18 protein-coding genes and 1 tRNA gene are annotated in these 20,903 nt (G+C 74.2%); 3 read left to right on the top strand and 16 right to left on the bottom strand.

Going from position 1 to position 20,903, the window contains the following annotated elements; all coding sequences use genetic code 11:
* Positions 1-38: 38 nt before the first annotated feature.
* The 11 genes from fabG to IH44_RS0116285 form a co-directional block, all read right to left on the bottom strand.
* Positions 39-791 (bottom strand): 3-oxoacyl-ACP reductase FabG, encoded by a 753-nt coding sequence (fabG, locus tag IH44_RS0116335; RefSeq protein ID WP_030460293.1) that lies wholly within the window; start codon positions 789-791, stop codon positions 39-41.
* Entirely contained in the window at positions 788-1,819 is a 1,032-nt protein-coding gene (gene sbnB / locus IH44_RS0116330; RefSeq protein WP_030460292.1) for a 2,3-diaminopropionate biosynthesis protein SbnB, read from the bottom strand. Before sbnB ends, fabG begins: the two co-directional genes overlap by 4 nt.
* Entirely contained in the window at positions 1,816-2,871 is a 1,056-nt protein-coding gene (gene sbnA, locus IH44_RS0116325; protein ID WP_030460291.1) for a 2,3-diaminopropionate biosynthesis protein SbnA, read from the bottom strand. The genes sbnB and sbnA overlap by 4 nt, the downstream gene beginning before the upstream one ends.
* The gene (locus IH44_RS0116320) at positions 2,868-5,207 is read right to left on the bottom strand and encodes a lantibiotic dehydratase (protein ID WP_030460290.1); all 2,340 of its coding nucleotides are present in this window, start codon (positions 5,205-5,207) and stop codon (positions 2,868-2,870) included. Before IH44_RS0116320 ends, sbnA begins: the two co-directional genes overlap by 4 nt.
* Positions 5,204-6,409 carry a PLP-dependent aminotransferase family protein gene (locus IH44_RS0116315; RefSeq protein WP_030460289.1) on the bottom strand — a complete coding sequence of 402 codons (1,206 nt, stop codon included), beginning with the start codon at positions 6,407-6,409 and terminating at the stop codon, positions 5,204-5,206. The genes IH44_RS0116320 and IH44_RS0116315 overlap by 4 nt, the downstream gene beginning before the upstream one ends.
* Before the next feature lie 13 nt (positions 6,410-6,422).
* Positions 6,423-6,665 carry an acyl carrier protein gene (locus tag IH44_RS0116310; protein ID WP_030460288.1) on the bottom strand — a complete coding sequence of 81 codons (243 nt, stop codon included), beginning with the start codon at positions 6,663-6,665 and terminating at the stop codon, positions 6,423-6,425.
* The gene (locus IH44_RS0116305) at positions 6,646-8,184 is read right to left on the bottom strand and encodes a class I adenylate-forming enzyme family protein (RefSeq protein WP_030460287.1); all 1,539 of its coding nucleotides are present in this window, start codon (positions 8,182-8,184) and stop codon (positions 6,646-6,648) included. The genes IH44_RS0116310 and IH44_RS0116305 overlap by 20 nt, the downstream gene beginning before the upstream one ends.
* Positions 8,171-9,118, bottom strand: coding sequence for an ACP S-malonyltransferase (locus tag IH44_RS0116300; RefSeq protein ID WP_030460286.1), 948 nt, complete (start codon positions 9,116-9,118; stop codon positions 8,171-8,173). Before IH44_RS0116300 ends, IH44_RS0116305 begins: the two co-directional genes overlap by 14 nt.
* A gap of 90 nt (positions 9,119-9,208) precedes the next feature.
* Positions 9,209-10,006 carry an ABC transporter permease gene (locus IH44_RS0116295; protein WP_035955325.1) on the bottom strand — a complete coding sequence of 266 codons (798 nt, stop codon included), beginning with the start codon at positions 10,004-10,006 and terminating at the stop codon, positions 9,209-9,211.
* Positions 10,006-10,986 (bottom strand): ABC transporter ATP-binding protein, encoded by a 981-nt coding sequence (locus IH44_RS0116290; protein WP_030460284.1) that lies wholly within the window; start codon positions 10,984-10,986, stop codon positions 10,006-10,008. The genes IH44_RS0116295 and IH44_RS0116290 overlap by 1 nt, the downstream gene beginning before the upstream one ends.
* A 201-nt stretch (positions 10,987-11,187) precedes the next feature.
* Positions 11,188-11,631, bottom strand: a complete 444-nt coding sequence (locus tag IH44_RS0116285; RefSeq protein ID WP_030460283.1) for a MarR family winged helix-turn-helix transcriptional regulator — start codon at positions 11,629-11,631, stop codon at positions 11,188-11,190.
* A 92-nt stretch (positions 11,632-11,723) separates the two neighbouring features.
* On the opposite strand from IH44_RS0116285, the gene IH44_RS0116280 reads away from it, so the two are divergent.
* Positions 11,724-12,665, top strand: a complete 942-nt coding sequence (locus IH44_RS0116280) for a zinc-binding dehydrogenase (protein WP_030460282.1) — start codon at positions 11,724-11,726, stop codon at positions 12,663-12,665.
* A gap of 26 nt (positions 12,666-12,691) precedes the next feature.
* On the opposite strand, the gene IH44_RS0116275 is transcribed toward IH44_RS0116280, so the two are convergent.
* The 4 genes from IH44_RS0116275 to IH44_RS0116260 form a co-directional block, all read right to left on the bottom strand.
* Positions 12,692-13,705, bottom strand: coding sequence for a hypothetical protein (locus tag IH44_RS0116275; RefSeq protein WP_030460281.1), 1,014 nt, complete (start codon positions 13,703-13,705; stop codon positions 12,692-12,694).
* A 91-nt stretch (positions 13,706-13,796) separates the two neighbouring features.
* A complete protein-coding gene (locus IH44_RS0116270; protein WP_030460280.1) occupies positions 13,797-15,347 on the bottom strand; it encodes an LCP family protein in 1,551 nt (516 codons plus the stop codon).
* A gap of 458 nt (positions 15,348-15,805) precedes the next feature.
* The gene (locus IH44_RS0116265; RefSeq protein WP_030460279.1) at positions 15,806-17,035 is read right to left on the bottom strand and encodes an arginine deiminase; all 1,230 of its coding nucleotides are present in this window, start codon (positions 17,033-17,035) and stop codon (positions 15,806-15,808) included.
* A 117-nt stretch (positions 17,036-17,152) separates the two neighbouring features.
* A complete protein-coding gene (locus IH44_RS0116260) occupies positions 17,153-18,511 on the bottom strand; it encodes a basic amino acid/polyamine antiporter (RefSeq protein ID WP_369794956.1) in 1,359 nt (452 codons plus the stop codon).
* A 257-nt stretch (positions 18,512-18,768) separates the two neighbouring features.
* On the opposite strand from IH44_RS0116260, the gene IH44_RS0116255 reads away from it, so the two are divergent.
* Both IH44_RS0116255 and IH44_RS43660 read left to right on the top strand, forming a co-directional pair.
* Positions 18,769-19,941: a glycosyltransferase gene (locus tag IH44_RS0116255; RefSeq protein ID WP_030460277.1), complete on the top strand. Its 1,173-nt coding sequence runs from the start codon at positions 18,769-18,771 to the stop codon at positions 19,939-19,941.
* Between the two features lie 274 nt (positions 19,942-20,215).
* Entirely contained in the window at positions 20,216-20,626 is a 411-nt protein-coding gene (locus IH44_RS43660; RefSeq protein WP_157852344.1) for a hypothetical protein, read from the top strand.
* Between the two features lie 75 nt (positions 20,627-20,701).
* On the opposite strand, the gene IH44_RS0116245 is transcribed toward IH44_RS43660, so the two are convergent.
* Positions 20,702-20,774 (bottom strand) — tRNA-Lys (locus tag IH44_RS0116245).
* Positions 20,775-20,903: the final 129 nt, after the last annotated feature.

Genomic DNA, 20,903 nt, shown 5'->3' with positions numbered 1-20,903 from the left:
GGTGGGAGTTGATGGAACTTCAGTTCGAACGGAGGGGGCTAGCTGTAGAGCATCCCGCCGTCGACGGTGAGCACCTTGGCGGTGATGTACGAGGCCGCCGGGCTGGCCAGGAAGACCGCCGCCTGCGCGACCTCCTCCGGGGTGCCCATCCGGCCCAGCGGGATCGCCGCCGCGGCCTCCTTCAGCTGGGCCCGGGGCACCTTCTTCACCATGTCGGTGTCGATGAAGCCCGGCGCGACCACGTTGACCCGGATGCCCTTCGGCGCGCCCTCGTAGGCGAGCGTCTTGGCCATCGCGATCACCCCGCCCTTGGAGGCGGCGTAGTTGGCCTGGCCGACCCGGCCGGCGATGCCGGAGGTGGAGGCGATGAAGACGATCGAGCCGCCGGAGGCGTACATCTGCTTGGTGGCCTCGCGGGCGGTCAGGAACGCGCCCGTCAGGTTGGTGGAGATCACCTCCTGCCACTTGGCGGCGCTCATCGCCGCGAAGTGGCCGTCGGCGGTGATGCCCGAGTTGAGGACCGCGACGTCCACCCCGCCCCAGGCGGTGCGGATCTCCTTGTACATCGCGGTGACCTGCGCCTCGTCCGAGACGTCGGCCTTGACCAGCAGGGCGCGGCGGCCCAGGCCCTCGATCTTCTCCGCCAGCTGCTCGGCCTTCCCGGCGCTGGAGCGGTAGTTGAGCGCGACGTCGCAGCCGTGCTCGGCGAGCTGGAGGGCGATGGCGGCGCCGATGCCGCGGGAGGCGCCGGTGACGACGGCCCGGGTGCCCTCGGGGAAGAGACCGGTCATGCCGCGCTCCCGGTGAGGTTGGAGGTGACCTTGTGGGTGCCGGGGTCGAAGCCCTCGGCCTCGGTGCCGAGCCCGGCCTTCTCGGCGGCGTTCAGCACCGCCTCGGCGACGGCCAGGTCGAGCACCCCGAGGCCGAACGGGGAGAACACCACGGTGCGGGCGTCGGCGGGGAGTCCGGCGGTGCCGTCGAGCAGCGCGCCGATCTCGGCGGTGACGAAGCGGCGGTGGCCGGCCTGCTGCTCGGCCTTGTGCAGCGAGGTCTGCTCGCGGATCGCGTGGTCGGCGTCGTCGACCACGTTGACCGCGCCGAGCACCGAGCCGACCGACAGGTCGCGCAGCGACAGGTGCAGCACCACCTGGCCGTGCGGGCGCTGCGGGTGGTCGGCGAGGTCGAGCCAGTACGAGGAGTCGGTGGTGGCGATCGACACCGTGTCGGCGGTCAGCACCTGGCCGAGCGCGGCGGCCCGGAAGGACAGGTGCGGGTACTCGGCGGCCAGTTCGGCGGCGAACACCTCGGCCCGCTCCGGGAAGGCGTCCTGCAGCAGGACGGTCTCCAGCTCCTCGTGCACCTGGTCGAGGAAGTGCACCACCCGCTGGTTGATGGTGCCGCAGCCGACCAGGCCGACCGTGCGGACCTCGCGCCCGGCGTTCAGCAGGCCGGAGGCGAGCGCCGCGCCGGCCGCGGTGCGCACCGCGGAGATCTGGCTGCCCTCCATCAGGGCGAGCGGGTAGCCGGACTCCAGGTCGTTCAGGATGCACAGCGAACTGGCGCGCTGCATCCCGCGCTTGACGTTCTCCGGGAAGGACGAGATCCACTTCAGGCCCATCACCGGGGCCGGGCCGCCGAGGTAGGCGGGCAGCGCGATGATCCGCGAGTCGGAGCGGTGCAGCGGGCGCAGGAAGGTCGAGAAGGGGAGGTCGGACTTGCCCTGGCCGTGCAGCACGTAGGCGTTGCGGACCAGGTCGACGACGGTGGCGTCGAGGCCCGCCAGGGCGGTCCGGACGTCCTCCCGGCCGAGGATCCTCATATCGTTTCTCTCTCTTGCTCGGTGGGCGGCAGGTACTGCCGGAGGTAGGACTCGACCCACTGGTCGTCGTAGATGGTGTCGAGGTAGCGGTCGCCGCCGTCCGGGAGCACCGCCACGCAGGTGGAGCCGGGCTCGATCCAGGAGGCGGACTGCCCGATCGCGGCGATCACCGCGCCGGAGGAGCCGCCGGCCAGGATCGACTCCTCGGCGAGCAGGCTGCGGCAGCCGCGGATGCACTCCGAGTCGGTCACCTTGACCACCCGGTCGGCCAGGCCCGGCCTGAGCAGGGCGGGGACGACGGCCGCGCCGTGGCCGGGGATGGTGCGCTTGTGGGAGGACTCCCAGGGCTCCGGCGGGCCGAAGATCACGCTGCCGACGGCGTCCACCGCGACCACCCGGGTGGGCAGTTGCTGGTCATGCAGGTACTCGGCGCAGCCGCGCAGGGTGCCGGTGGTGCCGGCCGCCAGGAACAGGTAGTCGGGGGCGGCGGGCAGCGCCTCGACGATCTCGCGCATGGTGCCGTGGTGGGCCCGCGCGTTGTCCTCGTTGGCGTACTGGTTGGGCCACCAGGCGTCGGGGACGGTGTCCAGCAGGTGCCGGACCCGGGCGATCCGGGCCGGCAGGTACTCGCCGGTGGCGGGGTCGCGGTGCTCGACCACCTCCACCTTGGCGCCGTAGGCCCGCATGATGGCGAGGTTCTGCGGGGTGGTGCGCGGGTCGACCACGATGACCAGGCCGAGCCGGTGGAAGTTGCACAGCTGGGCGAGCGCGATGCCCAGGTTCCCGGAGGAGGACTCCACCACGGTGGAGACGCCGGGGACGATCCGCCCGGTGGCGATCGCCTGCTCGACCATCGACTTGGCGGCGCGGTCCTTGACGGAGCCGCCGGGGTTGAACCGCTCGCACTTGGCGTACACCTGGAAGCGGGCGGGCGGGAAGAGTCGGTCCAGCGCCACCAGCGGGGTTCCGCCGATCGTGGCGACGATGTCGGGGTCCGACGGCCGGTGCGGGCGGGCCCGCACCGTGGCGCCGTCGGGGACGAGCACGGTCATTGGGGCACCTCTCGGCTGATCTGGAGCCGCAGCTCACTGACGTAGCGCTCGCCGTCGGCGTCGGGCAGCCAGGACTCCTCGGTGGCCGGCAGCGGCTCGCTGACGGTCACCCCGGCGTCCGGGTCGGCCTGCACCGCCCGGCGGACGAGGTTGGCGAAGGAGAGCACCAGCGCGGGGCTGGTGAAGTCGACCAGGGAGGGCTTGGTCTCCTCGGGGAACTTGACGAAGGCCCGGTCGGGCAGGCCCCGCGCGGCCACCCAGCGGCGCACCGCCAGGTAGTCGCGGTGCCGGTCGGCCTTGGGCGCCAGCTCCACGCCCCGGGCCGGCAGCCGCCAGGTCTCCCGGAACAGCACCAGGCCGTCGAGGGTGACCCGGGGGGCGTGCGGGCGGTCCAGGCCGATCTTGAAGGCGTCGCAGGCGATGATCGAGATCAGTACGGCGAGCAGTTCGGACAGCGAGCGGGAGCGGCCGTCGGCGGTGGTCGCGGTGACGGTGCCGTCCTGCTCGGCGAGCGTGATGGAGACCGCGGGCTCGATCCGGCCGCGCTGGTCGAACGGGGCGCGGGTGAAGCCGATCAGCCGGTCGCCCTCGCCGATCGGGGCGGGCACCATGCGGCCGCTGTTGCGCTTCCAGCCGACCGGGAGCAGCGGCACCAGGCGTTCGGCGCCGATCACCCGGTTGACCTTGTCGCGCACCGAGCCGCCGCCGGCCGTCCAGTCCAGGAAGGGCAGGTCGAGGGTGGCCAGGCAGGCGTGCATCTCGCCGAGCACCACCAGGTGCTCGCCCGCGTTGACGGCGTCGACCGAGCGGGCCACCACCTGGAGGTCCGGGCTGTGCACGGCCAGGTGCGGGGAGCGCACCGGCCCGGTGGCGAACACCTCGCGGACCCGGCCGGCGATCCGGTCGACCGCCAGGTCGACCCGGGTGGCGCCCTCGGGCACCTCCCCGATCACCTCGCGCCACTTCAGGGCGAGTTCCCGGACGGCCTGCTGCACGGGGTGGTCGTGCTCGCCCCAGAACAGCGCCAGGGTCTGCGGCCAGACGTCGGCCAGGGTGACGGCGGCGCCGACGGGCAGCCGGCCGGCGGCCTTGCGGACGAAGCCGGCCACCTCGGCCTCGACGAGTTCGGCGAGCCGGTTGCCGAACCAGTCGGCGGCGTCGGCGACCAGGGCGAGCGGGCGGGCGATGCCGTCCAGGAAGTCCCGGCCGAGCTCCATCCGGCAGTCCCGCAGCGCGTCCTGGTAGCTGAGGGTGCGTCCGGCGTACGCCTTGCCCTCCTCGCGGGAGGCGGCCTGGCCGGTCACCTCGACGAAGCGGGCGTCCAGCGCGTCCAGCGCCTCGACCAGCTGCTCGGCGGTCCGGGCCCGGTGCACGGCGTCCTTGAGCCGGGCGAGTTCGGTGAGCACCGCGTCGTAGCGGACGAACAGGGCGGGGTCGCCGATCGCGTCGACCCGGCGGCGCAGCACCTCCTCGGCCCGGACGTCGACCGGGATGTTGGCGTCCCAGCCGAGCACCCGCTGGCGCAGCAGCCGGCCCAGCGCCTTCTCGACCCGCTGATGGGCGGTGGCGGCGTCCCAGCCGTGCTCGGCGACCAGCAGGTCGGTGAGCTGCTCGGCGTTGCGGTCGCCGTCGGCGAGCCGCAGCAGCTGGGCCTCCTCGGGGCGCAGCCGCAGCACCTTGCGGGTGGGGAGCACCAGCTGCTCGCCGTCCAGGTGGACGTCGGGGCGCAGCATCGGCGGGAACCACCAGCGGGCGCCGGGCTGTTCGGCCATCCAGTCGGCGACCGCGGCGACCGTCCAGCGTTCCAGGGCGGTGTGCGAGGCGGCGACCAGGGCGGGGCCGTTCTCGATGGCGATGGCGCGGTCGGTGCGGCCGACGCCGATCCAGGCGGCGGGGCCGAAGAAGCCGATGGTGTCGGCCTTGGCGCAGTAGCGCAGCCAGTACATGGCGAGGGTGCGTTCGCGCTGGCGGCGCTTGGTCTCCTTGCCGCCGGGGGCGGCCAGCGAGTCGAGGATCCGGAAGACGGTGCGGTTCTGCCAGGCGATGGCCAGGCGGAGCTTGGGGTCGGTGGCGAGGGCGGCGAGGGCGGTGCCCTCGCGGTCCACGTCGGCGGTGTAGGCGGTGCGGAACTCCTCCTCGGTGGCGTCGCCGGCGGCGAGGGCGGCGGCCGCGGCCGGGGCGCGGGTGCCGCCGACCAGGTCGAGGCCGGAGACCGGGAAGCCGGCGTTGCGGAGCAGTCCGACGCTCCAGACCTTCCAGTCGGTGCCGGCCAGCCGGTGGTGCGGGCCGAAGTCCGCCCAGTCGGTGCCGGCGGCCTCGACGGCGGGCGCGGTCATCCGGCCACCTCCGACAACTCGCGCACGGCCGAAGGGGTTTCGGTGAGGGCGGCGGCGAGCCGGCCGATGCCCTCGGTGATCTTCTTGCGGGGCACGTTGCTGAAGCACAGCCGCAGGCCGTCGGCGTGCTCGCCGTCGATCGAGAAGTGGCCGCCGGGGACGACCGAGACGCCGCGGGCGGCGGCGGCCAGCGCGTACGGTCCGGCGTCGGCCCGGTCGCGGTGGCGCAGCCACAGGTAGAAGCCGCCGTCGGGGCGCTGCCACTGCCAGGGGCTGTCCGCGCCGAGTTCGGCGTCCAGCGCGTCGGCCATCAGGGCGCAGCGCTCGCGGTAGCTGTCCCGGTAGCGGTCGATCAGGTCGGTCCAGCCGGAGCGGGCGTAGTGGGCGGCCAGCGCGCCCTGGGCGAGCGCGGAGGGCGAGAGCGAGATGATCTCGGCGACCCGGGCCAGGTCGTACCGCAGGTGCTCGGGGGCGGCGATCCAGCCGGAGCGCAGGCCGGGCGCGAAGATCTTGGAGAACGTCCCGAGGTAGACCACCTGCTGCGGGTCGAGGGCCTGGAACAGGGTGGTGGTGGTGCCGTCGAAGCCGAGCAGCCCGTACGGGTTGTCCTCGACCAGCAGCAGGTCGAGCTCGCGGCAGGCGGCGAGGATCTCGGTGCGGCGCGGGACGGCGAGGGTGGCGCCGGTCGGGTTCTGGAAGGTCGGGTTGGTGTAGAGCAGCCGGACGGTGTGCCCGGCGGCGCGCAGGGCGGCGACGTCGCGGCGCAGCTGCTGCGGGTCGAGGCCGTCGGCGTCCTCGGCGGCGGCGTGCGGCAGCAGGCCGGCGGTGCGGAACGCGGCGGTGGCGCCGGGGTAGGCCGGGGTCTGCACCAGGATGGTGTCACCGGGGCTGCCGAGGGCCAGCGCGACGGCGGTCAGGCCCATCTGCGAGCCGCTGGTGGGGATCAGGTTGCCGGCGTCGGCGTGGCCGTCCTCCCGGGCCATCAGGTCGGCGACGGCGGGGACGAGGGCCTTGGCGACGTGCGGGGTGGTGTACTGCAGGGCGAGCTTGCCGCCGAGCCGCACGAGCCGGGCGAGCTGGGCGGATATCTCGGCGAGCGGCAGGACGTCCAGGTCGGGCAGGCCGCCGGCCAGCGAGATCACGTCCGCGCCCCGTTCGAACAGCTTCGGCATCTCGGCCGGGGGTCTGGTGTCGGTCCACATGGCTGTCGGTCCCTCAGATCCCGGCCGGGGCGGCGGTCCGGGTGTGCACGTAGCGCAGCAGGCCGGCCGGGGAGGCGAGCGCCGGGTCGGCGAGGGCGTCGGGGTCGACCTCGAAGCCGAACTCCTCCTCGATCGCCATCAGCAGGGCGATGGTGTGCAGGGAGTCGACGCCCAGGTCCACCAGCGGGGTCTCGGAGTCGGTGACCTGCACGGAGCAGGTCCGCTCGACGAGCTGGTCAAACTGCGACTGGTTCATGGCTGCTCCTCGGGGATGCGGTGGTCTGCGGGGCGGTGCTCGCGGTCGGCTCGTCGGCGGCCCCGGCGGCTTCGACCAGGCGTTTGGCGGCGGCCCGGTCGGGCTTGCCGTTGGCGGTGAGCGGGACGGTGGTGATCGGGACGACCCGGTCGGGCATCCGGCTGTGGTCGAGCCGGTCGGCCAGCAGGGCGCGGACCCGCTCGGGCGGGAGGGTGCCGTGCACGGCCAGCAGCAGCGGGGCGCCCTCGGGCTCGGGGCGCAGCGCGACGGCGGCGCTGACGCCGGGGATCCGCTCGGCGGCGTCCTCGACCTCGGTGAGGGCGATCCGCATGCCGCGGCGCTTGACGATGTCGTCGTCGCGGCCGACGAAGTACAGCCGGCCGTCCTCGTCGAGCCAGCCCTTGTCGCCGGTGCGCAGTTCCAGGGTGCCGTCGGGGCGGCGGACGAACCGGCTCTGCTCCTCGATCGGGATGCCCCAGTAGCCGGCCATCACGGTGGGTCCGGTGACGGTGATCTCGCCGGTCTCCCGGGGGCCGAGCTCGGTGCCGTCGGCGGCCAGGATCCGGATCCGGTCGCCGGGGATGGCCGGGCCGACCGAGTCGGGGTGGGCGGCGTACTCGTCGGGGTCGAGGATGGAGATCCGCTTGCACTCGGTCATGCCGTACATCGAGGCGAACTCGGAGCCGGGGAACAGCTCCAGCAGTTCGGCGGTGACGGCCCGGCCGGGGCGGGCGCCGGTGTTGGTGAACAGCCGGACCTTCGTGGGCCGGTGCAGCTTGCCCTGCAGCAGGGTGAGGATCTGGGCCAGCGAGGGCACCAGCGGGACGACGGTGACGCCGGTGCGCTCGATCAGCCGGAGCAGTCCGCGGTCCTCGCTGCGCCGGGCCAGTACCAGGGTGGCGCCGACCAGGGCGGACATCAGGGCCTGGTAGAGGCCGTAGTCGAAGGAGAGCGGCAGCCGGCACAGCACCACGTCCCGCTCCTGGTAGCCGAGGCAGGCGTGGACGGCGTCGACGGCGGCGAGGATCTGGCGGTGCGGGCAGACCACGCCCTTGGGGCGGCCGGTGGTGCCGGAGGTGTAGATCAGCAGCGCCACCGCGTCCTCGTCGACCTCGGCCCGGTACGGGTCCGGGGCGGTGGCCAGCACCTGCTCCCAGGCCGGTTCGACCTCGACGGTGCGGGCGGCCCGGCGGCCGGCCGCCGGGCGGCAGAGGGCGAGGACGGCGCCGCTGTCGGCGACGATGTGGTCGATCTGGTGGTCGGTCAGCTCTGGGTGGACCGGGACGAAGACGGCGCCGGCCCGCAGGGTGGCCCAGAACAGGGCCAGGAAGGCCCGGTCGTTGCCCCCGGCGTACACCACCCGGTCGCCGGGGGCGACGCCCTGGGCGCGCAGCCAGCCGACGGCGCGCTCCACGGCGGTGCCCAGTGCGCGGTAGTCCAGGGTGCCCTGGGCGTCGATCACGGCGGGGTGCTCGGCCCGCTCGCCGAGCGGGTACTCCAGCAGGTCAGACACCGGCATGGGCGGACGCTCCTCGGCCGGCGGGGGCGGCCAGCCGCTCCCGGGCCCGGGTGACGTCCCGGGCGGTGGTGACGGACAGCACTTCGAGCTCGGGGTGCTGGCGCTTGAGGATGCTCGCCAGCGTCTTGGCGGGCGGCAGCGACACCGTCAACTCCGGTGCCACCGAAGAGAGCTGGTGCAGGCACAGGTCCCAGCGGACCGGGCTGACCACCTGCCGGACCAGCCGGCGGCGGATCTCGTCCGGGTCGCTGACGCCCGCGCCGTCGGCGTTGGAGAGCAGCAGCTGGGACGGCCGGGCGAACGGCACCCGGGCGGCGGCCTCCTCGAAGGACTGCCGGGCCGACTCCATGTACGGGGTGTGGAAGGCGCCGGCGACGCTGAGCCGCTTGACGGTGGCGCCGGCCGGCGGGGCGGCGGCGAGCTGGTCGAGGGTGTCGGCCAGGCCGGCCGCGACGATCTGGCCGGGGCCGTTGAAGGTCGCCGCGTACAGGCCCAACTCGCCTATTCGGTCCAGGACTTCGCCCTGCTCGCCGCCGACCACGGCGGCCATCGAGGTGGGCGCCTCGGTGCAGGCCACCGCCATCGCCCGGCCGCGGACGGCGGCCAGTCGGACGGCGTCGGCGGGGCTCAGCACCCCGGCGTAGACCGCGGCGGTGAGTTCGCCGACCGAGTGGCCGGCCGCCACCGCCGCGCCGTCCGGGACGGCGTCGTGCAGGGCGTGGTGGGCGAGCAGTCCGGCGGCCACCAGGAGCGGCTGGGTGTGCTCGGTGCGGGCGATCTCGGCGGCCGGGGCCTTGGTGCCGAGCTGGACCAGGTCGACGTCGGCGGCCTCGGACCAGGCCCGCACCCGCTCGGCGGTGGCCGGGTCGCGCAGCCAGGCGGCCAGCAGGCCCGGGGTCTGGGAGCCCTGGCCCGGCGCGATGAATGCGAACATGTGTTCTAACCCCCTTTCGGGTGGGGCCCGCGCCCGGGTGGCGGGCGCCGGATTGCTTGGGTGGACGGTGCGGACGGGACTCCGGACGCGCTACGGGCGGCCGGTGGACTTGCGGAAGCGGCGGACCGCCAGGAACGAGAACCCGGCGAACCAGGCCAGCAGGTTGAACACCGCGCCGGCCACGCTGGAGTGCTCCCCGTGGAAGGAGAAGCCGTCGTTCAGCGGGTACCGGGCCAGCGTCGCCACCCCGTACATCGGGGTGTAGCGGGAGACCTCCAGCATGGTGCCGCTGAGCGGGATGAACAGGTTGCCCAGGAAGGCCAGCGCGGTCATGGTCAGGCCCGGCATGTGCATCACCACGTCGGGCTTCATCGCCAGGCCCATCCCGATGCCGAGCGCGGCGAACACCGCGGACCCGACCCAGGCCACCAGCAGCGAGACCACCCACACGTTCGCGTCGGCGTGCGCCCCCGTCAGGGTGCCCAGCACCCCCACGATGGCGACCGGCACACCGGCCATCAGCACCGAGCACAGCACCTTGACCAGCAGGTAGCCGGGCGGGGTGAGCGGGCTCATGGCGATGGTCCGCATCCAGCCGACCGACTTCTCCACCGAGATGGTGGCGGCCGAGCTGACCGCCGCGGTGGCCGCGCCGTACACCGCCTGGCCGATCATCATCCAGGCCGCGAAGTTGCCGTGCGGCAGGCTCGCCCCGCCGGACGGGGCGGTGCGGAACAGCGCCAGGTACAGCACCGCGGGCAGCAGCACCGTGAAGATCGTGGTCTGGCGGTTGAAGCGCCGGCGCAGCTCGTACCGGACGAAGGTCGGGTTCACCCCGTTGAAGACCGAGGTGCGGGCGGCGGCGGGCGCCGGGACGGCGGCGGCCATCAGACGTTCTCCTTGCTGGCGGTACGGGCCGCACGGGCCTCACGGGCTTGCTCGGTGATGGCCAGGAAGGCCTCCTCCAGGCTGCGCGGCGCCACCTCGACGTCCCGGGCCTGGGTCTCGCCGACCAGCACCCGCAGCAGCGCGTCCGAGTCGGTGCAGGTGAAGTAGGTGCGGTCGCCGCGCACGGTGCTGGAGCGCACCCCCGGCGTCCGGGAGACCAGTCCGGCCTCGTACGGGCTGAGCACCGCCGAGACGGTCCGGCCGCTGGTCGCCGCGCGGATCGAGGAGGCCGAGCCGTCGGCCACCACCACGCCCTTGTCGACCATCACCACGCGGTCGGCGAACTGGTCCGCCTCCTCCATGTAGTGGGTCGCGAACATGACCGTCATGCCGCGCGCCGCGTCCTCCCGGACGGCCGCCCAGAAGTCCCGCCGGGCCACCACGTCCATGCCGGCCGTGGGCTCGTCCAGCACCAGGAAGTCCGGCCGGGACAGCAGCGCCAGCGCGAACCGCAGCCGCTGCTGCTCACCGCCCGAGCAGGCCGCCACCCGGCGGGAACGCAGCTCGGTGATGTCCGCCCGGGCCATGCAGCGCTCCGGGTCCGCACCCGGGTGCAGCGAGGCCAGCATGTGCACCGTCGCCTCGACCGTCAGGTCCGGCAGCAGCCCGCCGGACTGCAGCACCGCCGCCACCCGGCCCGCCCGCACGGCCTGCTCCGGGTCCGTCCCGAACAGCCGCACCTCTCCTTCGTCCGGGCGGGTCAGCCCGAGCAGCATGTCGATCGAAGTGGTCTTGCCGGCGCCGTTCGGCCCGAGGAACGCCACCACCTCGCCCCGCCGAATCCGCAGATCCAGCCCGTTCACCGCGGTGAACACCTCGCCCTTGGCATTGCTGAACCGCTTGACGACACTGGTCAGTTCAGCCGCCAGGGGGTCGGACGCCGTCCCCCTCGGCTCCGTTCGGTTCTGGTAATCGATCATCATCCGAGTCCTCACGATTCGGCGGAGGTTCGCCTCTTTGTGAGCACCACTCTCCCGGCCGCCCCTATCCCCCCGAACCGACCCGCCTATCGGCCCCCTATCCCCTCCCGCACCCGCCCGCCGGGGCCCCGCCCCCAGCCGCCCCGACACACCGGAGGCGGCACCCCGACCGCTCCGGGGCACCGCCTCCGACCAGCACCGTCAGGGCGTCACCCGCCCCGCCAGGAGCTTGCCGAGGAGGGTGGTGAGCTGTTCGCGTTCGGCCGCGTCCAGCGGGGCGGTGAGGTCGGTGTTGGCCTGCCGGCCGAGGTGTTCGGCCCGGTGGAGGAGGGTGCGGCCGGCCGGGGTGAGGGTGATGAGGTTCTTGCGGGCGTCGCGGGGGTCGCGTTCGCGGGTGACCAGTGCGCGGGACTGGAGTTCGTTGAGGGCGGCGACCATGTCCTTGGGGTCGATCCGGACGGTGCGGGCGAGTTCGGCCTGGGCCAGCGGGCCGTGCTCGGCGAGGGCGCAGAGCACCGCGTGGTGGCCCATCCGCAGGCCGGCCTCGGCGAGGCGGTCGGCGACCAGGCGGTGGGCGAGGGAGCCGGCCCGGCCGAGCAGCCAGCTGGGGAGGGTCTGGAGGCGGGTGAGTGCGGGGTCGTCCATGGCCGGAAGCCTACCCCCGGAAACGTTGGACACCCCAATGAATCTCCGGCTATCGTTGGGGCATCCAACGACTTCCCGAAGGGCCGTTCCCCATGCGCGAGTTCACCCTGCACAGCTACGACGGCCCGGCCGGACTCCGACTCCAGGACTCCCCCGAACCGACCCCCGGCCCCGGCGAACTGCTGGTCCGGGTCGAGGCCGCCGGGCTCGCCCTGCCCCTGCTGCGCACCCTGCGCGGCCACGGCCGCCCCGCCCTCCCGCACTCCCCCGGCGGCGACCTGGTCGGCCGGGTGGTCGCGGTCGGCGAGGGCGTCACCGCCCACCGCCCCGGCGACCGGGTCGGCGGCGTCACCTTCTCCGGCGTGTACGCCGAACTCGCCCTGGTGCGACCCGAGTTGGTCACGCCGGTGGCCGAGGGCACGCCCGCCGCCGAGGCCCTCGCCGTGGTCCGCAGCGGCCTGGTCGCCCTGGCCGCCCTGCGCACCGGCCGACTCGCCCCCGGCGAGTCGGTGCTGATCACCTCGGCGGCCGGCGCCGTCGGCCACCTCGCCGTCCAACTCGCCGTCGCCCTGGGCGCCCGCCGCGTGGTGGCCGCCGCCGGCTCCCCCGCCAAGGCCGACTTCCTGCGCGGCCTGGGCGCCACCGAAGTGATCGGCTACCACGACCTCCCCGCGCTCGACCCGGTCGACCTGCTGGTCGACAACGTCGGCGGCGAGACCCTGCACGCCGCCCACGCCGCCGTCGCCCCGTTCGGCCGCCTGGTGGTCAACAGCGGCGCCGGCGGCACCCTCGACGCGGGCGCCCTGCTCCGCGGCATGCACACCGCCACCGGCCTCGCCATGGCCCGACTCGCCCACCACCGCCCCGACTTCGTCGCCGCCTGCCGCACCGACCTGTGGCAGCACCTGGCCGCCGGCACCCTCCGCCCGGCCTGCACCACCTTCCCCCTGGAACACCTCCCCGAGGCCGCCACCCTGCTGGAACACCGCGCCAACCTCGGCAAACTCGCCGTCCTGCCCACCGCCGCCCGCTGACCTCCGCAGGCCGTCCGGAAGGGCTGCTACTGAAGGCTCCAGCGGTGCGGGTGGGCGGGATCGGCCGGGCAGGCGAAGACGTTGAGCTCACCCCACCGGCCCACGGTGACCTCGGTCGGCCTGGCCGTGGGGGACGGGCCGAGGCCCGCTTCCTCCAGCGGCCGCCAACTGCCGCTCCCGCCGTCCCACTCGGTGCTGTCGACGGTCAGCAGCAGGTGCATCGGGGTCGCACAGGCCGGGCAGTCCATCGGGTACGGGTCGGTGGCGTGCCAGGAGGCGAAGCCGCCGGCCCGCCAGCCCGGGGGGATGGACAGGTCGTACTGGTAGCCCACCGGCCCCGCACCGCCCCCGTCCCCGTCCTCCTCCATCGCCTCCTCCCAGGCGTCGATCCGGGCGCACAGCTCCGCCGGGAGGAGATCGGCGAACGGGTACGTGGTCACCTGCTCCGGGTGCAGCACGCACGGCTCCGGCAGGTACCCCTCGTAGCCGACGACCTGCGGCTGCGGCGGCGCGGCCAGCACTTCGGCGACCTCCCACGACCGGCGCCAGCGGAGGTCGAGCAGCATCCCGGCGCCGCTCGGGCCGTGCCCGTCGAACGGGCACCAGAACACCTGCAGCAGGTCGCAGCCGTCCGGCCCGGCCGGCAGGTCCGGGACGTCCCGCCGGTACAGCTGGGCGAGGCCGACCAGCGGCAGCGGACCGGTGGCCGCTTCGACGCGGTGCCGCTGCCTGAGCCCGTCGAGCAGCTCCCGTTCCTCGTCCGTGGGGCCGGGGTCCGGCTCCCGCCGCCACGCGGCGGCCAGGACCTGCCGTTCCCGGTGGACGTCCGCCGGACGGCGGCCGCGCGCGTGGCCGTGCGGCTCGGGGCACACCGGCCAGGGCTCGTCCGCCGGCCACAGCAGCGGTCCGCCCACCGAACTCGCCGCCGCGTCCGGCCGTCCGGGACGCGGGTGCAGCCTGGTGGTGGTGCCACGATGGGCCGCCAGCTCCGGGAAGAGCGCCTCGACATCGAGCGGGCGCGGCGGTGTGGTCCTCGACATGCCGCCGACTCTAGACACCCGCCACCGGCCCCCCTCCACCGCCCGACGCCTCGCACCCGACACCCCGCCCGGAACCCCGCCCGACGCCCCGTCAGGGTGCCGACAGCGGTACGTCCTTGCTGCGGTCGAACGCCTGGACGGGCGTCATGGGGCCCTTGTAACCGGGCAGTTCGACGGTGCCCTCGTGGCCGACCTTGGCGCAGCCGCTGGTGTCGTCGGCGGTGGAGGCGTCGGCGCCCTTCAGGAGGGTCTTCGGGTCGGCGGGGGGTGCGGACGGGGCGGTGCCGCCGGTCCCGGACGGGTAGCTGGTGCCGGTGGTCCAGTCCGCGCCGATCAGCAGCTCGATCGAGCTGCCCTTCCCGGCCTGGACGGCGCTCGCGGGCAGTCCCAGGGCGGCCGCGACCTGCTGGGCCTCGGCCTCCTTGCCCGCGGGGTGGGTGACCGTGGTGTGCTCGGCGGTGGTGCTCGGCCCGGTGTCGGTGCCCTTGGCGAAGCCGTCCTGCCGGAGCGCGTCGACGAGCGCCTTGGCCCGCCCGGTGACGCCGGTGCCGTTGCGCACCACGACGGTGATCCCGCTCCGGTCCGGTCCGGTCGCGGCCGGGGGCGCCGACGACGGCGCGGACGGGGCGGCGGGCACGGACGGGGCGGTGGAGGCGGCCTCGCCGGGCTGCGGGCCGCCGCTGAGCGACTGGTCGTTCCCGATCGCCCGGAACAGCTCGGTCGCGCCCGGGCCGATCAGCCGCCGGCTGTCGTTCGCCGGGTCGTGGATGATCTGCATGGTGGTGAAGGTGATCCGCTCGGACGGCACCTTGCTGATGTCCTGGCCGAGGCCGACCAGTTTGGTGATGCCGTCCAGCCCGGGGTCGACGGTGAGCGCCTTGGTGGCGGCGTCGGCGAGCGAGAGCAGCTTGCCCGGGTCGGTGAGCGTCCCGGCGCCCTTCAGCTGGCGGACCATCGAGCCGAGGAACAGGTGCTGGGCCGAGGACCGGCCGGTGTCGGTGCCGTCGCCGAAGCCGTGCCGGGTGCGGACGAACTGCAGCGCCGCCATGCCCTGCAGGGTGTGCTCCCCCTTGGTGAGCCGCAGGTGCGAGTACGGGTCGTACACGTTGTCGCTGACGCACACCGGGACGCCGCCCACCGCGTCCGACATCTTGATCACGCCGGTGAAGTTGACCTGCACGAAGTGGTCGATCGGGAGGTCGGTGAGCTTGCGGACGGCCGCCACGGTGCAGCCGGGGCCGCCCTGCAGGGTGGAGTTGATCATGCCGCGCTGCGCCTTGAAGACGGACTTGCCGGCCTTGTCCTTGCAGCCGGGCAGGTCGGTCACCAGGTCGCGCGGGATGCTCATCACGGTCGCGTTGCTGCGGTCCGCGGAGACGTGCAGCAGCAGGTTGACGTCGGCGTTGGCGCCGCCGCCGCAGTCGCCGCCGATCTGGCAGTCCTCCGGGTTGTCGCGCGAGTCGGAGCCGATCACCAGCACGTTGATCGGGGTGCGGCCGAAGGCGTCCGGCACCTCCTTCCCGGCGTCGCCCTCCTCGCCCGCGAACAGCGGCGCGTTCTGGATGTTGGCGTTCAGCCGGTAGTACAGGTAGCCGCCCGCGCCGGTGGCCAGCACCACCGCCCCGGCCGCCGTCCACAGCACCGCCTTCTGCCAGCGCCGCAGCCGCCGCCGGCCCCGCCGCCCCTGCCGCCGGGCCGCCTCCCGCCGCGCGGCCCGGCCCCCGGACCCGGCGCCCGGCTCCCCGTCCGACCCACCGCCTGGCCCGCCGCCCGGTATGCCGTCGGGCCCGCCGCCACCCGGTGCGCCGTCCGCCGCCCCGCCCGGTGCGCCGTCCGCCCGCCGACGGGCTCCCGGCCCGGCGTTCCCGGCCTGTCCGCGTATCACATCGCACCCCCGTGACCCGGCCGTTCCGGGTTGTCACCCCTATAGATGCACGGCCGGCACCGCATGTTTCACGGGTTTTCCGAACACTTCGCCGAACACTTCCCGCCACCCCTCCCGCTCGCCCGCCAGACCGTCAGGAACCCGGCACCCGGCACCCGGCACCCGGCACCCGGCACCCGGCACCCGGCGGGATCCCACCGGGTTCCCACCGCCCGTCAGAAGTCCACGGGATCGCGGACCAGCGGGCAGGTCATGCAGTGCCCGCCCCCGCGCCCGCGGCCGAGTTCCGCGCCGACGATGGTGACCACCTCGATGCCGGCCGCGCGCAGCAGCGCGTTGGTGGTGGTGTTGCGGTCGTAGGTGACCACCACGCCGGGTTCGAGCGCCACCGCGTTGTTGCCGCTGTCCCACTGCTGGCGCTCGGAGGCGTAGACGTCGCCGCCGGTGCCGATCACCCGGAGCGCGGGCAGGCCGAGCGCCTCGGCGACCACCGCGGTGAACGCCCGGGAGCCCTCGTCCACCACCTCGACGCCGGGGGCGCGGTCGGTGGGGTAGAGCGAGAAGGCGTGCACCCGGTCCATGATCGCCGGGTAGAGGGTGACGGTCTCCCGGTCGGCGAAGGTGAAGACGGTGTCCAGGTGCATCGCGGAGCGCAGCCTGGGCATCCCGGCGACCACCACCCGGCGGGCCGCGCCCGCGGCGAACAGCGCGGCGGCGACCTGGGTGATCGCCTGCCGGGAGGTGCGTTCGCTCATGCCCATCAGCACCAGGCCGTTGCCGACCGGCATGACGTCGCCGCCCTCGAAGGTGGACTGGCCCCAGTCCCGTTCGGGGTCGCCCCACCAGACGGTGGCGCCCGCGAAGTCCGGGTGGAAGGCGTACACCGCCTTCATCAGCAGCGTCTCGTCGTGCCGGGCGGGCCAGTACAGCGGGTTGAGCGTGACGCCGCCGTACAGCCAGCAGGTGGTGTCGCGGGTGTAGAGGGTGTTGGGCAGCGGCGGCATCAGGTACTCGCGCACGCCGGTGGCCTCCCGGGCCAGCGCCAGGTAGCCGGAGCGGAACTCGCCGGGCAGGTCGGCGGTGGCCAGGCCGCCGACCAGGTACTCGGCGAGCGCCGCCGGGTCCAGGGTCTCCAGGTAGCCGCGGGTGCCGTCGACCAGCCCCAGCCCGACCTGGTCGGGGACGATCTTGCGGTCCAGCAGCCAGTCCCGAGCGCCGGGCACGGCCATGGTCTGCGCCAGCAGGTCGTGCAGTTCGACCACCTCGACGCCGCGCCCGGTCAGCTCGGCCACGAAACCGGCGTGGTCGCGCTGGGCGTTCTCCACCCACATCACGTCGTCGAACAGCAGGTCGGCGGCGTTGCCGGGGGTCAGCCGCCGGTGCGCGAGCCCCGGCCGGCAGACCAGCACCTTGCGCAGCCGACCGACCTCGGAGTGGACACCCATCGCAGTCGTCACAGCAGTCCTTTCACAGCACGGCGGACACCGGCCGTCCCGGCGCCCGGAGGACGTCGACCGTCCCGGCGTTCCCCGGACACCGGCCGTCCCGGCGCCCGGCGGGTCTCACAGGCTGATCCACCCGGCCGCCAGCGCCACCACGCCCAGCACCGCACCGGCCGCGGACACCGCCAGCACCACCGCCTCGCGCGGCGAGAACAGCCGGCGGCCCTGCTCGCGGCGGGCCATCACGAACAGCACGGTGGCGGGCGCGTAGACGATGAACGACACCAGCAGGTACGCCCAGCCGGCCGCGTACACCAGGAACGCGGTGTAGCCGGTGGCCAGGCCCGCCACCAGCAGCGCGCCCGTCCCCGAGCGGTCCTGCCGGGCCACCCGCACCGCGTAGCCGGCCGCCAGCAGGTACGGGATCAGGCTGAGTGTGCTGGTCAGGTCGAGCGCGAAGTCGAAGGCGTCGTCGGAGAAGACCGTGACCACCAGCATCACCTGCGACAGCGCGGTGGTCAGCAGCAGCGCGGGCACCGGCACGTCCCGGCCGGTGGTGCGGGCCAGGAAGCGCGGCATGTCCTCGTCCTTGGCGGCGACGAACAGCACCTCGGCGGCCATCAGCGTCCACGCCAGGTACGCGCCCAGCACCGAGACGATCAGCCCGACGCTGACCAGCACCTTCCCCCAGGTGCCGACCGCCGCCTCCAGCACGCCCGCCATCGACGGCTGCCGCAGCGCGGCGATCTCGCTCATCGGCAGCAGGCCGTAGGAGACCACCGTGACCGAGGCGAACACCGCGAAGACGCTCAGGAAGCCGAGCACGGTGGCCCGGCCGACGTCCGAACGCCGCCTCGCGTGCCGGGAGTAGACGCTGGCGCCCTCCACCCCGAGGAAGACGAACACGGTGGCCAGCATCGTCCCGTGCACCTGGTCGTACAGCGAGCCCGCGTAGGAGGCGCCCCGGAAGTTGGCGGCGCACACGTCCGCCTTGAAGCAGAACAGCGCCAGCACCACGAACACCAGGATCGGCACCAGCTTGGCCACCGTGACGACCCGGTTGATCATCGCGGCCTCCCGCACGCCGCGCCGCACCAGCAGGAAGAACCCCCACAGCCCGGCCGAGGAGAGCACCACCGCGAGCGCGGTGTCCCCGTCCCCGAGCGCCGGGACCAGCGCTCCGACCGTCGACATGATCAGCACCCAGTACGTCACGTTGCCGACGCAGGCGCTGGCCCAGTAGCCGAACGCCGAGAAGAAGCCCAGGTACTCGCCGAAACCCGCCTTCGCGTACGCGTACACGCCCGCGTCCAGCTCCGGCCGCCGCACCGCCAGCGCCTGGAACACCAGCGCCAGCATCAGCATGCCCGTCCCGGCGATCAGCCAGGACACCAGCGCGCCCAGCACCCCGGTCTCCTGCGCGAACCGCCCCGGCAGCGAGAACACGCCCGCGCCGACCATCGAGCCGACCACCAACATGGTCAGCGTCCGCAGCGTCAACTTCGCCGTGCCGACCGCCGGTTCCCGGACCGCCTCCTCCGCCACCACCCGCGCCACTCCCTCCCGCTGACCGCTGTCCAGCCGCCGCCCGGCCGCCGCCGCGGGCGGAACGCTACCAATCCGGCGCCCCCTTTGCCCCGTTATGCCCGCTCCCGCGCGCCACCCCTCCCCCGCCCGGCCGTAGCCTGATGACCCGTCAACCGCCAACCCGCCGACACCGACCCCAGGAGATCCACATGGCACCCACGCACCAGGGCGGACCACTGCGACTGGTGGTCACCGGCGGCGGCACCGGCGGGCACACCTACCCCGCGCTGACGGCGGTCCGGGCGCTGCAGGAGCGGCTGGCCGCGCAGGGGCGGACGGTCGAGGTGCTCTGGATCGGCACCGCCGCCGGCCTGGAGGCCCGGGTCGCGCCCGCCGAGGGCATCCGCTTCGCCCCGGTCGCCACCGGCAAGATCCGCCGCTCCTCCAACCCGCTGAAACTGCTCTCCCCGGCGAACGTCCGCGACATGTGCCGGGTCCCGCTGGGCGCCTGGCAGGCCCGCGCGCTGATCACCGAGTTCCGGCCGGACGTCGTCCTGGCCACCGGCGGGTACGTCGCGGTGCCGGTCGGGCTCGCCGCCCGCTCCTGCCGGGTCCCGCTGGTGGTGCACGAGCAGACGGTCCGCCTCGGCCTGGCCAACCGGCTGCTCGCCCGCGCCGCCACCCGGGTCGCCGTCTCCTCCGAGTCGACGCTCCCCCTGCTCCCGAAGTCCGCCCGCCCCACCGCCGCCGTCACCGGCAACCCGGTCCGCCCCGCCGTCCTGGCCGGCCACCCCGACAAGGCCGTCGCCGCCCTGGGCCTGGACGGCTTCGACCGCACCCTGCCCACCGTCTACGTCACCGGCGGCGCCCAGGGCTCCGCGCAGATCAACACCCTGGTCTCCGCCACCCTCCCCTGGCTCCTCGACCGGGCCAACGTCATCCACCAGTGCGGCCCCGCCAACGAGCCCGCCCTGCGCGCCCACGCCGAAGCCCTCCCGCCCCGGCTGGCCGCCCGCTACCTCCTGACCGGCTACCTCGGCGCCGAACTCCCCGACGTCCTGGCCCTCGCCGACCTCGTGGTCAGCCGCAGCGGCGCCGGCACCCTCGCCGAACTCACCGCCCTCGGCAAGGCCGCCGTCCTCATCCCCCTCGCCTCCTCCGCCGGCAACGAACAGGCCCACAACGCCACCCACCTCCACCGGTCCGGCGCCGCCACCGCCCTCCTCGCCCCCGTCACCCCCGACCACCTCCGCACCGCCCTCACCCCCCTGCTCGCCGACCCCCACCACCGCGAAACCATGGCCACCCACTCCCGCCACCACGGCCGCCCCGACGCAGCCCAACACCTGGTCGACGTCCTCCTCACCACCGCCACCCCCTGACCCGGCCCCCAGCCCCCAGCCCCCCGGAGGAAGCGGGGTGGAGTCACGAGTCGAGCACACCTGCTCCACGCCGCCCACCAGGCCGGTACCGTCCCCCTGCACACCACGCCACCAGGGGAGATCCATGCGCCGCACCGCCCTCACCGCCATCGCTGCCGGCATCGCCGTAGCCCTGACCGGATGCTCCAGCGGCTCAAACGCCGGCAGCCCTGCGACACGGACCGCCACCGCCCCCGCCGCAGCGGCGCCGTCGGCGACCCCCGCGAATCCGGCCATGCCGCAGCCCGACTCAGCAGCACCCCGCGATGCCAGGGCCGCAGTCGCGGCGCTCTCCGCCACCGTGCCGAACGTCAGGGAGGTGAAGACCTACACCGCCGACAACGACCCGAACCACCTCCTCGGCCGCCCCCACCAGTACGTCTCCAAGACCGCGTTCACCGACGCACGCATCCAGCCCGCAGACGTCGAAGGCGAGGACGAGGACTCGATGACCCGCGGCGGGTCCGTCGAGGTGTTCGCCACCGCGGCCGACGCACAGGCCCGGGTCGACTACATCGCGGGCATCATCAAGAACATGCCGGTCTTCACCGAGTACGACTACGTGCACGGCACCGAGGTCCTGCGGGTGTCCAAACTGCTGACACCGAACCAGGCGGCGAGCCTGGAGACAGCCCTGAAGAGCTGAACGCGAGGCCGCCCGAGGCCCCCGAAAACCCGAAGAGCCAGGCCGGACACCGTCCGACCTGGCTCTCGCTGCACGTGGGCCGCCAGGGGTTCGAACCCTGAACCTACGGATTAAAAGTCCGCAGCTCTGCCAATTGAGCTAGCGGCCCGCGGCAGGCGTGGACCGGGTGGGACAGCGCCTGCCGGGGTGATCCTACCTGGTGCCCGGTGGGGGAGGGCCAGTGGATTGCCGGGCGGGTCGCGGGGGGCGGCGGGGAAGCCGACGGAGGGTCAGGGGG

Source organism: Kitasatospora sp. NRRL B-11411 (assembly GCF_000721345.1).
Classification (GTDB): domain Bacteria; phylum Actinomycetota; class Actinomycetes; order Streptomycetales; family Streptomycetaceae; genus Kitasatospora; species Kitasatospora cineracea.
Note: the sequence above shows the minus strand (reverse complement) of the source record. Positions and strands in the feature narration are given on the sequence as shown.

Bases quoted from the DNA above. Each gene is read 5' to 3' on its own strand.
- IH44_RS0116280 (WP_030460282.1), top strand. From the start codon at position 11,724: ATGCGCGAGTTCACCCTGCACAGCTACGACGGCCCGGCCGGACTCCGA.
- IH44_RS0116290 (WP_030460284.1), bottom strand. From the start codon at position 10,986: ATGATCGATTACCAGAACCGAACGGAGCCGAGGGGGACGGCGTCCGAC.
- IH44_RS0116305 (WP_030460287.1), bottom strand. From the start codon at position 8,184: ATGCCGGTGTCTGACCTGCTGGAGTACCCGCTCGGCGAGCGGGCCGAG.
- sbnA (WP_030460291.1), bottom strand. From the start codon at position 2,871: ATGACCGTGCTCGTCCCCGACGGCGCCACGGTGCGGGCCCGCCCGCAC.
- IH44_RS0116265 (WP_030460279.1), bottom strand. From the start codon at position 17,035: ATGGGTGTCCACTCCGAGGTCGGTCGGCTGCGCAAGGTGCTGGTCTGC.
- IH44_RS0116310 (WP_030460288.1), bottom strand. From the start codon at position 6,665: ATGAACCAGTCGCAGTTTGACCAGCTCGTCGAGCGGACCTGCTCCGTG.
- IH44_RS0116285 (WP_030460283.1), bottom strand. From the start codon at position 11,631: ATGGACGACCCCGCACTCACCCGCCTCCAGACCCTCCCCAGCTGGCTG.
- IH44_RS0116255 (WP_030460277.1), top strand. From the start codon at position 18,769: ATGGCACCCACGCACCAGGGCGGACCACTGCGACTGGTGGTCACCGGC.
- IH44_RS43660 (WP_157852344.1), top strand. From the start codon at position 20,216: ATGCCGCAGCCCGACTCAGCAGCACCCCGCGATGCCAGGGCCGCAGTC.
- IH44_RS0116320 (WP_030460290.1), bottom strand. From the start codon at position 5,207: ATGACCGCGCCCGCCGTCGAGGCCGCCGGCACCGACTGGGCGGACTTC.
- sbnB (WP_030460292.1), bottom strand. From the start codon at position 1,819: ATGAGGATCCTCGGCCGGGAGGACGTCCGGACCGCCCTGGCGGGCCTC.
- IH44_RS0116295 (WP_035955325.1), bottom strand. From the start codon at position 10,006: ATGGCCGCCGCCGTCCCGGCGCCCGCCGCCGCCCGCACCTCGGTCTTC.
- IH44_RS0116275 (WP_030460281.1), bottom strand. From the start codon at position 13,705: ATGTCGAGGACCACACCGCCGCGCCCGCTCGATGTCGAGGCGCTCTTC.
- fabG (WP_030460293.1), bottom strand. From the start codon at position 791: ATGACCGGTCTCTTCCCCGAGGGCACCCGGGCCGTCGTCACCGGCGCC.
- IH44_RS0116315 (WP_030460289.1), bottom strand. From the start codon at position 6,409: ATGTGGACCGACACCAGACCCCCGGCCGAGATGCCGAAGCTGTTCGAA.
- IH44_RS0116300 (WP_030460286.1), bottom strand. From the start codon at position 9,118: ATGTTCGCATTCATCGCGCCGGGCCAGGGCTCCCAGACCCCGGGCCTG.
- IH44_RS0116260 (WP_369794956.1), bottom strand. From the start codon at position 18,511: ATGTTGGTGGTCGGCTCGATGGTCGGCGCGGGCGTGTTCTCGCTGCCG.